We start from the raw sequence: 13,759 nt of genomic DNA, 5'->3' as shown, positions 1-13,759 counted from the left end.
CATGCTCGACGACGACGTCAGCCAGTGCCGGCAGCACGTCATCGGCTACCACCTCGCGATCGACCGCGGACGGGCCACCACGGGGATCGACGCCTTCACCGACGACGCGGAGTTCGAGATCCGCGGCGAACGGCTCCGTGGGCGCGCCGCGATCCTCGATTTCCTGACCCGCCGGGAGGCCATGCCGGACCGGCAGACGACCCACCTGATCAGCAACGAGCACCTCGTCGAGCGCAGCGCCGACGAGATCACGCTCGGCTGCCTGGTGCTGCTCCACATCCGCGGTACCGACGGCACCTACGACCTCGAGAAGATCCTCGACACCACCCACACCCTGCGCCGCACGGCCGAGGGATGGCGCATCGCGCGACGGACCTCGCGTCCGTTGCACGGCCCCACCGGAGGTGCGGCATGACCGCCGCGACCGACCGGCCCGCACCGGGGCAGACCCCGACGCGGGCCGTCCCGCTGCAGATGGCGGAGCTGGTACTGAAGACCGGGCGCTTCGAGCAGATGCACGCCTGGTACTCGCACGTCCTGGGCGCCGGCCCGTTCTTCGAACGCACCCCCGACCCGGACGCCCCGCCCCGCCCCGCGGGCATGCCCGAGCGCGCGGTGGACGTCCGCCTCGCCTTCTTCCCCGTCCGGGACGGTCAGGTCCTCGCCCTGTTCGGGATCGACTCCCTCGCCGGCGTCGAGCCCGCCGGGCCGGGCCTGCACCACTTCCAGTTCGGCGTCGCGTCCCTCGCCGACCTGATCGCCCAGTTCGAGCACCTGCGGGCCGCCGGAACCCATCCGCACCGCGCGGCCAACCACGGTCAGGCCACGAGCTTCTACTTCCGCGATCCGGACGGCAACGTCGTCGAGTTCTCCTGCTCGAACTTCGACACCCCGGAACAGGAACGGGAGTTCATGGCGAGCGCGGAGTTCGCCGCGAACCCGTCCGGGCTGGAGCTCGATCCCGACCGGTTCGCCGGGCACTTCCACGCGGGCGATCCGGACATCCTCGACCTCGACAACCAGGCGGTGGCCCGATGAGCAGGCTCGTCAGCACCACGAAGGGCATCGGCAGCCACGACGGCGAGACCGTCGCCCTGCTCGACGTCGACACCCCCGACCTGGGCGAGGCCCTGCGCGCGGGGTACGACGTCGCGGACATCGCCGCGGCCACCGTGCGCGAGCGGATCCCCGTCGCCCAGGTCGAGCTGCTCCCGACGATCCCCAGGCCCTCGAAGATCTGGGCCGTCGGCTTCGCCTACGCCGCGCACCGCAGCGAGGTCGGGCGCACCGAGCACCCGGACGAGCCGCACATCTTCCTGAAGGCGCCCTCGTCGGTCATCGCCTCGGGACAGGCGACCCGGTTCCCGCGCGTGGCGCCCGAGCACGTGGACTACGAGGGCGAACTGGCCGTCGTCGTCGGGCGGCGCGCCACGGACGTCGAGGTCGACGACGCGATGAGCCACGTCGCGGGCTACACCATCTGCAACGACGTGAGCGCCCGGGACGTGCAGAAGGGCCTCGTCCCGGGACGTGGCGCGGACGTGAGCGCGGCCAAGAGCTTCGACACCTTCACCCCCATGGGGCCGTGCCTGGCCACCCTGGACGAGTTCGACGATCCCGGAGACCTGCACCTGCAGACCTGGGTCGACGGCGAGCTGCGCCAGGACGCGCGCACCTCCGATCTGATCCACCCGGTCGGACCCCTGATCTCCTACCTGTCACGGCAGACGACGCTGGAGCCCGGCGACGTCGTGATGACCGGGACCCCGGCGGGCGTCGGCCATCCGCAGGGGCGCTACCTGCGGTCCGGCTCGGAGGTGCGGATCGCGATCGAGGGGATCGGCACCCTGGTCAACCGCTGCGCCTGATCAACCACTGCGCCTGAGCCGCGCGGTCACCGCGGTCGGGCGGAGTCAGTCCGACGGGACCGGCGCCGGCAGGTCGCGGGCGCGGGCGGAACCCAGGACCGACTCGAGGAGGAACCGCATGAGCTGAGCACCCGGGCGCGGCGGCGCGACCTCCACGTTGAAGCCCTCGAAGAGGGTGACGGCGGTGTCGGCGACGAGCTCACGATCCACGGACGGGTCGTCGAGGTCGTCGACCATCTTCCGGACGAGGTCACGGATCCAGTCGAGGAAGCGGTCGTGGGCCTCGCGCACGGCTTCGGACTGCAGGAGCCTGCCGTGCATGGCCTGGTGCAGCGGCCGGAACACGCGCATGTCGTTGAGGCCCCGGACCAGGTGCGACATCGGGTCGTCGTCCGCGTGGTCCTCGTCGAGGATGCGGATCTCCCGGCTGAGCATGCGGTCCATGACCGCGGCGAAGACGTCGTCCTTGGACGGGAAGTACCAGTAGACCGCCGCCGGCGCGACGCCGGCGGCGCGGCTGATGTCGGCCATCGTGGTGCCGGAGTACCCGTGGCTGAGGAACAGCTCGGTGGCGACCGCCAGCACCTCGGCCTTCCGCTCCTCGCGCGGGATGTGCTGCCTGTTCCGGGGCACGGCCGATCGCCTCCTTCGGGTGCTCCGCGCGGCGCAGAGGCGGCTCCAGCTTAGCCATCCGCGAGTGAGGGGTCGGAGGGACCTCTTGATCGATCCTCATCCTCTTCGCCGGGATGCCGCCGATTCCGCGGCTGAACGAGCCACTGGGACGTCCTTGACAGTACTCTTGATTGCCATTCATCATTCGTCCCCATCGCAGCGGCACGGCCCGGCGCGCCCCTCCACTCGCCGGTTTCCCGACCCCACCGTGATCACGCCGAGCACGGCAGGTCTCACGCACGAACACTCACGACAGAGGAGTCCAGTGTTCCCGCAGAGCGAATCCCCACCCGCCCCCGTGAGGTCGGGCACGCGCCACACCCGTCGGGTCGCCACGGCGAGCTTCGTCGGCACCGCGATCGAGATCTACGACTTCAACATCTACGGCCTGACGGCGGCGCTGATCTTCGGTCCGCAGTTCTTCCCGACCTTCTCGCCCGTCGCGGGCACCCTGGCCGCCTTCGTGACCTTCGGCGCCGGGTTCATCGCCCGGCCTCTGGGCAGCATCGTCCTCAGCCATCTCGGTGACCGGGTCGGCCGCAAGTCCACACTGGTCGCCTCGCTGGTCATCATGGGTGCGGCCACGTTCCTCACCGGGCTGCTGCCCACCTACGCGGTGATCGGCATCTGGGCACCCGTCCTGCTGGTCGTGCTGCGCCTGGTGCAGGGCTTCGCGGTCGGCGGGGAGTGGGGCGGTGCGGTCGTGCTGGGGGTCGAGCACGCGCCGACGCACCGGCGCGCCTTCTTCGGCTCGTTCACCCAGATGGGCAACCCGGTCGGCATCGTCCTGGCCTCGCTGACCTTCGTCCTGCTGACGACGTACCTGCCCGCCGACGTGTTCAGCTCCTGGGGCTGGCGGATCCCGTTCCTGGCGAGCATCGTGCTGATCGGCATCGGCATGTGGGTGCGGCTCGGGGTCGCGGAGAGCCCCGACTTCACCGCCGTGCAGCGCTCCGGCGCCATCAGCCGCTCGCCGGTCTGGGACCTGATCACGACCAACTGGCGGGAGATGCTCCTGGGCGGTCTGTCGTCCACCGCCGCGCCCACCCTGGGCTACCTGATGTTCGTGTACATGCTCGCGTACTCCAGGCAGGCCCTCGGGCTGCCCCCGACGTACGTGCTCTGGCTGACCGTCGCCGCCGGGGTGGTGTGGATCCCGCTGGTGCTGGTCACCGCGCGGCTCGCGGACCACATCGGCCGCAAACCGGTCCTCCTCGGCGGGCTGATCGGCATCGTCGTGTGGTCCCTGCCGTTCTTCGCCCTGGTCAACACCGGGTCGCTGGCCGCGATGATCGTCGCCTACCTGGGCGGCGTGATCGCCGTCTCGTTCGCCACCGGCGCACAGGCCGCCTTCATCGCGGAGCTCTTCCCGGCCCCGGTGCGCTACAGCGGGACCTCGATGGCCTACCAGCTCGGCTCCATCCTCGGCGGTGGCGTGGCGCCGATCGTCTTCGCCCTGCTCTACGCCAGGAGCGGCTCCTCGACCCCGATCGCCGGCTACCTGCTGGCCACCGCCGCGCTCAGCCTCGTCGCCACCGTCGTGCTGTTCGCCAGGGGCAGCGCCCGCAACGGCGGGACCGCGTCGACGCGCCCCGAACCCACCCCCGCAGTGGAGGGCACTGCCGATGCGCACTGACCACGACCCGACACGCGTCCTCGACCACGACGTCGTCGTGGTCGGGGGCGGCCCGACCGGGCTGAGTGCGGCCATCGGTCTCGGCCGCCTCGGGGTACGGACGCTGCTCGTCGAACGGCGGGCGACGACCTCGTACCACCCGCGAGGGCACGTGGTGAACGGGCGCTCCCTCGAGATCTTCCGCAGCTGGGGGGTCGCCGAGGAGGTGCTGGCGGCGGGTCTGCCGCGGGAGCGCAACCGCGGAAGCGCGTTCGTCACCCGGCTCGCCCACCCCGAGTTCGGCGCGCTGGTCACCCACGGCCACTCCCCGGAGTTCGACCGTGAGGTGGCCGGTTACGCGCCGCACGTCAAGAGCTCCTGCCCGCAGGACGTGCTGGAGCCGATCCTGCTCAGGGCCGCCTCGGCCCTCCCGGCCGTGGACGTCCGGTTCGGCACCACGGTGCTCGGTGTCGACGACGCCGACGACGCCGTCACGGTCCGCCTGTCCGCGGACGGAGGACCCGAGTCGCAGGTCAGAGCCCGGTTCGTGATCGCGGCCGACGGAGCGGCCAGCCCGCTGCGCGACCAGCTCGGCGTGCGGCTGGAGGGCCCGGAGCGCCTGGGCGCCCAGATGGGCATCTACTTCCACGCCGACCTGTCGCGCTACGTCGCCGACCGCCCCTACCTGCTGTGGTGGGTCTACAACCCCGAGACCACCGGCGTGCTCATCACCCTCGACGGCCGCCACCGGTGGTCCTACAACTTCGCCTACGATCCGGCCACGACCGAACCCGGCTCGTTCACCCCCGAGCGCTGCGTGGAGATCGTCCGCGCCCTCGTCGGCGACCCCGATCTCGACGTCGACGTCCGCAGTGCCCGGCCCTGGCAGATGCAGGCGCGCGTCGCCACCCGGATGCGCGTCGGGAACGTCTTCCTCGCGGGCGACGCCGCGCACCCGCTGCCGCCCACCGGCGGGCAGGGGATGAACACCGGTGTCGGTGACGTGCACAACCTCGCGTGGAAGATCGCCGCGGTGCTGCGGGGGCGGGCCGGCCGGCACCTCCTGGACACCTACGAGGAGGAACGCCGTCCGGTCGCCCGGTTCAACGTCGACCAGAGCCTCGCCAACGCCGAGCGGATGGCGCGCGCCGGGCTCGGCGGGATGCTGGAGAACGACCTCGACTTCGTGGCCCGGATCGAGACGCTCGACGACGCCGAGCTCGAGCCGGTCCGGGCGGCGATCGCCGAGCAGCGCGAGCACTTCGAGTACTACGGCCAGGTGTTCGGCATCTCCTACGAGTCACCCGGGATCCGGCCGGACGGGACCGAACCCGTCCCCAGCCCCGTCGGCCGCTACCTCCCGGTCGGGCGCCCCGGCGCGCGTGCGCCCCACCTGTGGCTCGACCCCGACCACACCCGTTCCCTGCAGGACCTGTTCGGCGCCGGGTTCGTCCTGCTCACCACCGCGGCGGGGAAGCGGCGGTGGACGGCACCGGACGAGGTCGACGTCGTCGCCGTGGGAGCCGAGGCGCGGCACGCCGGCGTCGAGGACGACTTCCGCGCCGTCTACGGCATCGGCGCCGACGGGGCCGTGCTCGTCCGCCCGGACGGGCACATCGCCTGGCGCGCTCCCGCGTTCGATCCCACGATCGACCTGGGCGACGTGCTCGACCACCTGCTGCTCCGGCAGCCCGACCTCATGGAGGCAACCGCATGACCTCGACCGACCAGCACGCAGGGGCGGCGCGCACGCTGCCGGACCCGACCGTCGCGCGGCCCCCGGTGGGGCTCGCCCACGTGGTGTTCCGCACCAACGACCTGCCGCGGATGCGGGAGTGGTACTGCACGGTGCTGGGCGCGCACCCGGTCTTCGACAACGGCAAGCTCGCGTTCCTGACCTACGACGAGGAGCACCACCGGGTGGCCCTCATCGCCACCGGGCCGTACCCCGTTCCGAGCGACGAACCGCAGGTCGGCTTCTACCACTCCGCCTTCACCCATCCCGATCTCGGCGCGCTCCTGGCCACCTACCGTCGGCTGCGGGACGCGGAGATCCTCCCCGTCCGCGCCATCCGCCACGGTCCGACCGTGTCGCTGTACTACCGGGATCCGGACGGCAACCACGTGGAGCTGCAGGTCGACAGCTTCGCGACCGCCGACGAGGCGACGGAGTGGATGAAGGGGCCGGTGTTCTCGGCGAACCCGATCGGCACCCTGTTCGACCCTGAGGAGATGGTCGCCGACTACGAGCGCGGCGTCCCGTTCGAGGTCCTCGTCCGGCGCGACGACGACCCCGTGCCGACTTCCTGACCGTGTCCGGGGCGCCGGGCCGACGGACTAGCGGGTCTGGCCGATCACCCACGCCGCGACCTGGGTGCGTGAGCCGACGTCGAGCTTGCGCAGGATCCGTTCCACGTGACCGTCCACGGTCCGCCGGGAGATCACGGGCCGGTCCGCGATCTGCTTGTTGCTCAGTCCCTCGGCGACGACTCCGCGACACGCGACGTACTCGACGCGTTGCCGGCACCCGCGCATCGTTGCTCAGACCTTCCGGGCTCTGAGCTTCACCTCGAAGGGGACTGCTCCGCGGGAGACACGAGCCGGAAGTGCTTCTCGATCTTTCCGAATTGGTCATAGGGCCCGGAATGGGCCTCTGCTGTGGAGTCGCCTTGGGGAGTCGAACCCCGGACCTGCGCATTCGTTGGGGCGTCGACTGGCCGCGTCAGCCCGAGTTCGAAGTACGAGGGTCTCGGCCGGACGTGATCTGGGTAACGTCAGGCCCTCTCCGATCGAGTTCTCGGCGGCGCAAGCCGGATCTCCCCACTTTCGGAGGAAGCAGATGTCGACACCCAACCCGCTCGAGGACCGGATCGAGAAGCTGGAGAAGAGCCTGAAGCGTGTCGAGCGGATCCTGGGGCTGCAGCAGCTCGGCGGCGTGAGCACGGACGACGGCGAGGACGGCGGCGGGCTCAGCACCCGGTCGATCGGCTGCGCGCACAGCGCTCTGAGTGTGGGGTGCCTCGTGGAGGAGATGGCCGAGTCCTGACCTCGTCGTGAGCATCCCGGACTACGCCGCCAGGCTGGCGGCGCTCGTTCCGTCGAGCTGGCGCGTCCTGCCCACGGACGTGTGGGCACACGCGCTCGCGCCGCGCACCACTCCACCGCCCGATCAGGGATTCAAGATCCACGTCTCGGCGACTGAGGAGCACGCCGACCGGGTGTTGGAGCTCGTGGCACCCGAGTGCGTGGCCGCGGGAGTGGACTTCAAGGTCGTTGTGGACGGTGCGCGGCACCGAATCCTGAACGGCAAGCGGCAGCGGCGTGAGCAGTCCGGGAAGTTCATGACGATCTATCCGGAGGAGCGGGAGTTCGTGCCGCTCGTCGAACGCCTGTACGCCTGCACCGTGGTTGAGCCGGTTCACGGTCCGCGGGTGCTCTCGGACCGACGTTTCCGGGACAGCGAGATCCTCTCTTACCGTTACGGCGGGTTCCGCCCCCGCAGCAGGGTCCGCTACGACGGCACGGTGGAGCACCTCATCGCCGAGCCCGATGGCCGCCTCGTACCGGACGAGAGGCGACCGTGGTTCCAGCTCCCGGACTGGGTCGCCGACCCCTTCGCCGAGCCGGTCACGCGTCCTCTAGGCCCCGAGTCCGCCATCGTGCTCGATTCCCGGTTCCGCATCGAGGGCTCGTTGCGGTTCTCGAACTCGGGCGGGGTGTACACGGGGACCGATCTGCTGACCGGGGACCCGGTCGTGGTCAAGGAGGCACGCCCGCACACACACGTCTGGTCCACGACCGGGTATGCGCGAGACGCGGTGGACCTGCTCCGCCGCGAGCACGCGGTCCTGCTGCGGCTCGCCGGCGTGGACGCTGTGCCCGCGGCGATCAGCCTGTTCACCGACGGGGGGCACACCTTCCTCGCCCAGCAACGCGTTCCAGGTCTGCCGTTCAACACCTTCTGCGCGTCCCACGAGATGGTGATCGCCCCGTACCTGCACCGCACCGAGCGGCTCGGACCGTGGACGGAGACGTTTCTGGCACTGGCTGACAGCCTCATCGACGCCGTGTGTGCTGTGCACGAGGCCGGACTGTTGGTGGGTGATCTGTCCCCGGGCAACCTGATCGTGGATCCAGACGGACGGCGCGTGCGGCTGGTGGACCTGGAGAGCGCAGTGGCGGCGGACGAGGATCCGGTGCTCCTGCGGCACGCCGCACGCTGGGTGACACCCGGCTTCTTCCGCCCCAGCCGGCTCACCGCGGACCAGCCGAGCGTGTCCGACGACCTCTACGCAGCGGCGATGGTGCTCTACTCGGCCTTGTTCCCGGTTACCGCGTTGTTCGCGCTCAAGCCGACCGCCCACCAGGACTTCCTTGCGTTCTTCGCCGAACGCGGTGTCCCGGCCGACTTCCCCGCGGTGATCGACGCGCTGGCCCGCGGTTCGGTCGCAGACGCTCGGGCCGCGATCGGGAGCGTCGCGCGATGACGCTCCCAGATCCGACGTTCGAGGTCCGCCTGGGCGCCGCCCGCTTCGACCCGGCCGTCGCCGGGGCCGAGATCACCGACGAGCAGAGAGACGCGCGGGTCGGTACCTGGCTGGTGCAGCTGACCGGCCCGCTTCGGGCTGCGGCATCGACCCGGCTGCGGGGCCTCGGCCTGCGGCTGCGGGACTACGTGCCGCCGTTCGCCTACATCGAACGGCTGGCAGGCACCACCGTCGAAACGGTTCAGGCGGATCCCGCGGTCCGCGCGGTGGCCGAGGTGAGTGGGGAGATGAAGCTGGCTCCGGCGGCGACCCAGCCGCTGGTGTCCACGGACGACGGCCTCACGCCCTACCGCGCTCTGCTCGTCGACGACACCGACCCGGCAGCCATCACCGCGGGCCTCATCGCGTTCGGCGCGACCGACGTCCATGTCGACGATCAGCGGATGGTCGGCGGCAGAGTCTCGGTCCGCTTCGTGATGGACTCGGATCGGGTGGCCGACCTCACCACGATCGGTGAGCTGCAGTGGATCGAGCCGCTGCCGCAGTTGGCCACGGACGCGGCCCCGGGTGTGGCCGCGCAACATGCGACCGCGGAGCACGCCGCTGCCTGGGCGCTCGGGCTGCACGGCGAGGGCCAGGTGATCGGTGTGATCGACGACGGTCCCGCCGCGCTCGCGCACTGCTACTTCCGCGACGCCCCCGACAACACGCCCGGCCCGCAGCATCGCAAGGTGCTGCAGGTCCGCAACGGCTCGCAGCAGGCCGGACGGGCGCACGCGACCTTCGTGGCCGGATGCGCCGCGGGTGATCAGCTCGGTGAGCCGCCCGGTACCGCGCCGGATCGCGGTGGGGCGTGGGCGGCCCGGCTCGTGCTGGGCAACTTCAACGACATGGCCAGCTTCGGGGCCGATCCCGCGGACGGCGCGACCTCGCTGCTCGACGAGTTGACCCGGGCCGCTGCAGCCGGGGCGACCGTACACAGCAACAGCTGGCACGCGCTCCTGTCCGACCCCGGCGATCCGACGCCGTACGACCTCGTCGCCGCGGACGTGGACACGTTCACCTGGACCAACGAGGAGCAGCTCGTCCTCGGTGCCGCGGGCAACTCGCGAGAACAGCAGGGCCCTCCGGGCAGCGCGAAGAACGCCGTGTGCGTCGCCGCGGCGACGGCGAACGGGACCGCGCTGGGTGATGGCGCCCCCGGGCCCACCGAGGACGGACGCCAGAAACCCGAGCTGATGATGATCGGCTGCGGGGTGCGCTCGGCGCTCTCGGGCACGGCCTGCGACACCGGACCGCGCTCCGCGTGTGCGAGCAGCTACGCCACCCCTTACGCGGCGGCCGCCGCGGCCCTGCTGCGTCAGCACCTCGGCGGGACGCCCAGCGGGGCGCTGCTCAAGGCGCTCCTGATCGGCGCCACCGACGCCCCCACCGGCCTGACGGTGCCCGACGCCCGCACGGGCTGGGGCACCGTCCGGCTCGCCCGCTGCCTGGCGCCCGAGCTGGCGCTCTGGGACGTACGCAAGACCGACGGCCTTGTCACCGGCGAACGTCGGTCGCTCACCGTCGACGTCGCAGGGCCCGAGCTGCGGGTGGTCCTGACCTGGACCGAACCGCCGGGCACACCCGGGGCCGCGACGGCGATGATCAACGAGCTGGTGCTGGAGGTCCGCCCGCCGAGTGGCGCGTCGCTGCGCGGAGACCTACGGCGGCGCGGCGTGCCCGCCACTCAGACCAACGGGGTGCGAGACGCGGTCGGAATGCTGTCGGTCGACGCCCCGGTCCCTGGCCGCTGGACGATCTCGGTGGAGGCGTTGATGGTCAACGTCGGCGATCCCGGGCAGGGCTTCGCCGTGGCCGTCTTCGGTGCAACCCCGGTCGCCGTCGGATGACCGCCGACCGGCTGCTCACCGGCACCCTCGCAGAGCTCTGCGCCACCGCGGAACCGGAGCATCCGGACCGCCTCTGGGTCGCGGACCCCCGAATGGCCCAGACCAACCCGCTCAGTGTCGCCTACGGCGCGTGTGGCCCGATCCTGCTGGTCACGGCCGCCGAGCGCTACGGTCTCGTCGAAGCCGGGACCACAGCACCGTGGGTCGACTGGGTACTCGAGAAGCGCCCCTCGACCCAGACCTGCCCCGCCGGGCTCTACCTGGGCCTGGCCGGGATCGCCTACACATTGCTGGACGTCGGACGCACGGCGCAGGCTGAGCAACTGCTCGCCGAGGTCCCGGAACACCCGACCGCCTTCACCGATCCCGGCATCCTGTACGGGTCGGCAGGCTGGGGCCTCGCGGCACTGCACATCGCCGCCCGGACCGGTGCGGCGCGCTGGCTGGACCTTGCCGTCCGCGCGGGTGACCACCTCCTCAGCGTCGCCGAGGGAGACGCCGGATCGGTCCGCTGGCGCGGCGCGGACGGCGTCCTGTACTACGGGTACGGCCGCGGCTCGGCCGGTATCGCCCTGTTCCTCGCTCACCTGTACCGCGCGACCGGTCGTGTCCAGTTCCGGGAGGCGGCGTCGGCCGGGCTCGATCACGATCTCGCACAACGGTTCGAGAGTGAGAGCGGCTGGTTGTGGGGCCGCTACGAGGGTGACGACCTCGTGCGGCCGTACTGGATGGAGGGCAGCAGCGGGATCGGCGCCGCCGCGCTACGGGTGGCCCGGCTGCTGGGCGAAGACCGCCAGGAGCTCGTCGACCGGATCGCCGACGACGCCTACTGCACACTCGCGCTCAACCCGAACCAGTTCCAGGGTCTGGCCGGGATCGGCGAGTTCATGCTCGACCTCGACCGCGCCGACGACGCCGCCGCGCTCACGCAGGCGATCGAGCTCTTCGCCGTGGACGGTCCAGACGGAACCGTGCGCTGGCCCGGCCGGCTGCTGGACCGGACAGTCGCCGATTACGCAACCGGCGCCGCGGGCCTCGGGGCGTACCTGCTACGCCAGTGCAGACCGGGCCCCCGGCTGCTCATGGACCTCGACGCCCCATGGTCACCCCAGGAGGATGCATGTCCGCCCAGGTCTACTTCTTCAACGCCGGCCGCTACGTCCGCTACGACGTCCTGAACGACGCGGTCGACGCGGGATATCCACTCTCGACCGGCGACCAGTGGCCGGGCATGCGCCAGACCGGCTTCGACACCGGTCTGGATTCCGCACTCGACCTGGGCGGCGGGTCGGTCTACTTCCTCAAGGCCTCGAAGTACGTGCGCTACGACATCGTCGCCGACACAGTCCCCGAGGGCTATCCGCGAGACATCGGCGACAACTGGCCCGGCATGCGGGAAGCGGGGTTCGCGAGCGGGATCGACGCCGCGGTGAACTGGGGGGACGGCAAGGCGTACGTGTTCAAGGGCAGCAAGTACGTGCGTTACGACATCGCCGAGGACAAGGTTGACGACGGCTACCCTCTCGACATCGGCGACAACTGGCCCGGCCTGCGGGCCGCCGGGTTCGCCGACGGACTGGATACCGCCGTGAACTGGGGCAACGGCAAGATCTTCTTCTTCAAAGGCTCACGATACGTCCGCTACGACATGACAGACGACCGGGTCGACGACGGCTACCCGCTCGACATCGGCACCCACTGGCCCGGCATGAGCGCCGCCGGTTTCGGCTCCGGCATGACCGTGGCCACCCCGCTGATCGGCGTCGGCCGGCCCACCCCGCTGACCGGAGACCTCAGTGAAGAATTCTTCCGGCTGATCCGCCAGGCGGGCACCGCGCTGCGCTGTCACCCCGCCAAGCTGCTCATAGTACTCAACAGCGAGAGCGGCGTACGCGCCAACGCGCTGCACCCGAGCGGAGTCGCCGCAGGCATCAACCAGTTCGTCGACGCCACCCTGCGCGGCCTCGGCTGGACCCGCGGGTGCGCCGCCTTCGCCCAACTCGATGCCGCGGCCCAAGTTCCTTACGTACAGCGCTACTTCACGCCGCACATCCACCTCGATCTCGACTCCATCGGCCGGATCTACCAACTCAACTTCCTACCCGCCACAGCCCGCCCGGGCCAAGGCGCGGAGACGGTCCTCGCCCAGCACGGCGGCGTCAACGGACAGGCCTACGACGACAACAAGATCCTCGACTCCGACGCCGACGGCACCATCACCATCGGCGACCTCGAGATCGTCGCCCTCCGCCAACGGAACAAGCCCCGCTGGAAGGAGATCGAGTCGCGCCTCTGAGCCCCTCTCAGCCACCGGTCGCACCCCGGCCCCTGCCTACGGGCGGCCAGCCAACGAAACCGCGCATACACCCGCGCGCGAGAACCTGACCTTCGCGTCTCGACCGAGCCCCTCGCCATGAGCAGAAGCCAGGACAGAACGGCGCGGACATGCCCGTACGCATGCCCCAGGTGGATCAGATGTGGATCTTCGAGCGAGAGGAACAGGCCCCTGCCCTGGGCCTTCTGTGGAGCCGCCTTGGGGAGTCGAACCCCAGACCTACGCATTACGAGTGCGTCGCTCTAACCGACTGAGCTAAGGCGGCGTGGTGCAGCACAAGTGTAGCGGCGCCCTTCACGCCCCGGAGCACCCCCCACCGGCTCCCCCGGACCGACACGGTCCCCGTGCAGTGTCCACCGTGTCCACGGCCTCGGGATCATCCGAAAGCCGGACGCCCACTGCACCGTCCGGAGACAGGATCACCCCCGTGACGATGCGGCTGCGGGTCTGTAACGAGAACGGTGGTTCCGGCGATGTTGTCAGTAGTGCTCGGCGCCCGGCCAGCGGTCACCGAAAGTGATGGCGAAGGCGTTGAGGACTGGCTTCCAGCGCATCATCCATCGGGTGTGGCCTCGTCCGGTCGGGTCGAGGCTGCGGGTGACAAGGTACAGACATTTCATCGCGGCCTGCTCGCTGGGGAAATGCCCTCGCGCTCGGACTGCTCGCCGGTAGCGGGCGTTCAACGATTCGATCGCGTTCGTCGTACAGATCACCCTCCGGACCTCGATGTCGTAGTCGAGGAACGGCATGAACTCGGTCCAGGCGTTACGCCACAAACGTATCATCGCCGGATAGGCTCGCCCCCACTCGTCATCGAGATCATCCAGCGCGGCTGCAGCGGCATCGGCGGTGGACGCGGTGTAAATAGCTCGGATGGCGCGTTTGACGGC

At 70.7% G+C, this 13,759-nt stretch carries 14 protein-coding genes and 1 tRNA gene; 11 read left to right on the top strand and 4 right to left on the bottom strand.

Translation table 11 applies throughout. The annotated features are described in order from the left end of the window. The first annotated feature begins 1 nt into the window (after position 1). Genes FVA95_RS11765 through FVA95_RS11755 form a run of 3 tightly spaced genes read left to right on the top strand, consistent with a single transcriptional unit; the run spans position 2 to position 1,868 of the window. The gene (locus FVA95_RS11765) at positions 2–415 is read left to right on the top strand and encodes a nuclear transport factor 2 family protein (protein WP_240051437.1); all 414 of its coding nucleotides are present in this window, start codon (positions 2–4) and stop codon (positions 413–415) included. After that, positions 412–1,038 carry a VOC family protein gene (locus FVA95_RS11760; RefSeq protein WP_161992281.1) on the top strand — a complete coding sequence of 209 codons (627 nt, stop codon included), beginning with the start codon at positions 412–414 and terminating at the stop codon, positions 1,036–1,038. Before FVA95_RS11765 ends, FVA95_RS11760 begins: the two co-directional genes overlap by 4 nt. Further along, on the top strand, positions 1,035–1,868 hold the full coding sequence (locus FVA95_RS11755) for a fumarylacetoacetate hydrolase family protein (RefSeq protein WP_149664248.1): 834 nt from the start codon (positions 1,035–1,037) through the stop codon (positions 1,866–1,868). Before FVA95_RS11760 ends, FVA95_RS11755 begins: the two co-directional genes overlap by 4 nt. Before the next feature lie 45 nt (positions 1,869–1,913). Here the strand turns inward: FVA95_RS11755 and FVA95_RS11750 are convergent, their stop codons facing one another. Continuing rightward, on the bottom strand, positions 1,914–2,501 hold the full coding sequence (locus FVA95_RS11750) for a TetR/AcrR family transcriptional regulator (RefSeq protein ID WP_240051432.1): 588 nt from the start codon (positions 2,499–2,501) through the stop codon (positions 1,914–1,916). Between the two features lie 337 nt (positions 2,502–2,838). Here FVA95_RS11750 and FVA95_RS11745 point away from each other — a divergent pair, with 337 nt between their 5' ends. Genes FVA95_RS11745 through FVA95_RS11735 form a run of 3 tightly spaced genes read left to right on the top strand, consistent with a single transcriptional unit; the run spans position 2,839 to position 6,465 of the window. Then, positions 2,839–4,176 (top strand): MFS transporter, encoded by a 1,338-nt coding sequence (locus tag FVA95_RS11745; protein WP_240051431.1) that lies wholly within the window; start codon positions 2,839–2,841, stop codon positions 4,174–4,176. Beyond that, on the top strand, positions 4,166–5,872 hold the full coding sequence (locus FVA95_RS11740; RefSeq protein WP_149664246.1) for an FAD-dependent oxidoreductase: 1,707 nt from the start codon (positions 4,166–4,168) through the stop codon (positions 5,870–5,872). The genes FVA95_RS11745 and FVA95_RS11740 overlap by 11 nt, the downstream gene beginning before the upstream one ends. Next, positions 5,869–6,465 (top strand): VOC family protein, encoded by a 597-nt coding sequence (locus FVA95_RS11735; RefSeq protein WP_149664245.1) that lies wholly within the window; start codon positions 5,869–5,871, stop codon positions 6,463–6,465. Before FVA95_RS11740 ends, FVA95_RS11735 begins: the two co-directional genes overlap by 4 nt. Before the next feature lie 27 nt (positions 6,466–6,492). Here FVA95_RS11735 and FVA95_RS11730 read toward each other — a convergent pair whose 3' ends face one another. Beyond that, positions 6,493–6,690: a response regulator transcription factor gene (locus FVA95_RS11730; protein WP_149664244.1), complete on the bottom strand. Its 198-nt coding sequence runs from the start codon at positions 6,688–6,690 to the stop codon at positions 6,493–6,495. A gap of 304 nt (positions 6,691–6,994) precedes the next feature. Between FVA95_RS11730 and FVA95_RS11725 the strand changes: the two genes are divergently transcribed. The 5 genes from FVA95_RS11725 to FVA95_RS11705 are packed head-to-tail and all read left to right on the top strand — an operon-like array spanning position 6,995 to position 12,830. Further along, positions 6,995–7,201: a hypothetical protein gene (locus FVA95_RS11725; RefSeq protein ID WP_149664243.1), complete on the top strand. Its 207-nt coding sequence runs from the start codon at positions 6,995–6,997 to the stop codon at positions 7,199–7,201. A 7-nt stretch (positions 7,202–7,208) separates the two neighbouring features. Then, on the top strand, positions 7,209–8,642 hold the full coding sequence (locus FVA95_RS11720; protein WP_149664242.1) for a hypothetical protein: 1,434 nt from the start codon (positions 7,209–7,211) through the stop codon (positions 8,640–8,642). Further along, the gene (locus FVA95_RS11715) at positions 8,639–10,534 is read left to right on the top strand and encodes a S8 family serine peptidase (protein WP_149664241.1); all 1,896 of its coding nucleotides are present in this window, start codon (positions 8,639–8,641) and stop codon (positions 10,532–10,534) included. Before FVA95_RS11720 ends, FVA95_RS11715 begins: the two co-directional genes overlap by 4 nt. Further along, complete coding sequence (locus FVA95_RS11710) at positions 10,531–11,712, top strand: lanthionine synthetase C family protein (protein WP_149664240.1); 1,182 nt, start codon at positions 10,531–10,533, stop codon at positions 11,710–11,712. Before FVA95_RS11715 ends, FVA95_RS11710 begins: the two co-directional genes overlap by 4 nt. After that, positions 11,655–12,830, top strand: a complete 1,176-nt coding sequence (locus FVA95_RS11705) for a hemopexin repeat-containing protein (RefSeq protein ID WP_161992279.1) — start codon at positions 11,655–11,657, stop codon at positions 12,828–12,830. The genes FVA95_RS11710 and FVA95_RS11705 overlap by 58 nt, the downstream gene beginning before the upstream one ends. A 227-nt stretch (positions 12,831–13,057) precedes the next feature. Here FVA95_RS11705 and FVA95_RS11700 read toward each other — a convergent pair. Together FVA95_RS11700 and FVA95_RS11695 are read right to left on the bottom strand one after the other, a co-directional pair. Further along, positions 13,058–13,134, bottom strand: a tRNA-Thr gene (locus FVA95_RS11700). Positions 13,135–13,348: 214 nt separating this feature from the next. After that, the coding region (locus FVA95_RS11695) for a transposase (RefSeq protein ID WP_193564333.1) at positions 13,349–13,759 on the bottom strand (411 nt) is incomplete at its 5' end.

Source organism: Pseudonocardia sp. EV170527-09 (genome assembly GCF_008369905.1).
Taxonomy (GTDB): Bacteria; Actinomycetota; Actinomycetes; order Mycobacteriales; family Pseudonocardiaceae; genus Pseudonocardia.
Note: the sequence above shows the minus strand (reverse complement) of the source record. Positions and strands in the feature narration are given on the sequence as shown.

What these genes read in the sequence shown, in the direction of transcription:
- FVA95_RS11725 (WP_149664243.1), top strand. Translation starts at nt 6,995, where the DNA reads ATGTCGACACCCAACCCGCTCGAGGACCGGATCGAGAAGCTGGAGAAG.
- FVA95_RS11730 (WP_149664244.1), bottom strand. Translation starts at nt 6,690, where the DNA reads ATGCGCGGGTGCCGGCAACGCGTCGAGTACGTCGCGTGTCGCGGAGTC.
- FVA95_RS11710 (WP_149664240.1), top strand. Translation starts at nt 10,531, where the DNA reads ATGACCGCCGACCGGCTGCTCACCGGCACCCTCGCAGAGCTCTGCGCC.
- FVA95_RS11760 (WP_161992281.1), top strand. Translation starts at nt 412, where the DNA reads ATGACCGCCGCGACCGACCGGCCCGCACCGGGGCAGACCCCGACGCGG.
- FVA95_RS11740 (WP_149664246.1), top strand. Translation starts at nt 4,166, where the DNA reads ATGCGCACTGACCACGACCCGACACGCGTCCTCGACCACGACGTCGTC.
- FVA95_RS11705 (WP_161992279.1), top strand. Translation starts at nt 11,655, where the DNA reads ATGTCCGCCCAGGTCTACTTCTTCAACGCCGGCCGCTACGTCCGCTAC.
- FVA95_RS11735 (WP_149664245.1), top strand. Translation starts at nt 5,869, where the DNA reads ATGACCTCGACCGACCAGCACGCAGGGGCGGCGCGCACGCTGCCGGAC.
- FVA95_RS11755 (WP_149664248.1), top strand. Translation starts at nt 1,035, where the DNA reads ATGAGCAGGCTCGTCAGCACCACGAAGGGCATCGGCAGCCACGACGGC.
- FVA95_RS11765 (WP_240051437.1), top strand. Translation starts at nt 2, where the DNA reads ATGCTCGACGACGACGTCAGCCAGTGCCGGCAGCACGTCATCGGCTAC.
- FVA95_RS11715 (WP_149664241.1), top strand. Translation starts at nt 8,639, where the DNA reads ATGACGCTCCCAGATCCGACGTTCGAGGTCCGCCTGGGCGCCGCCCGC.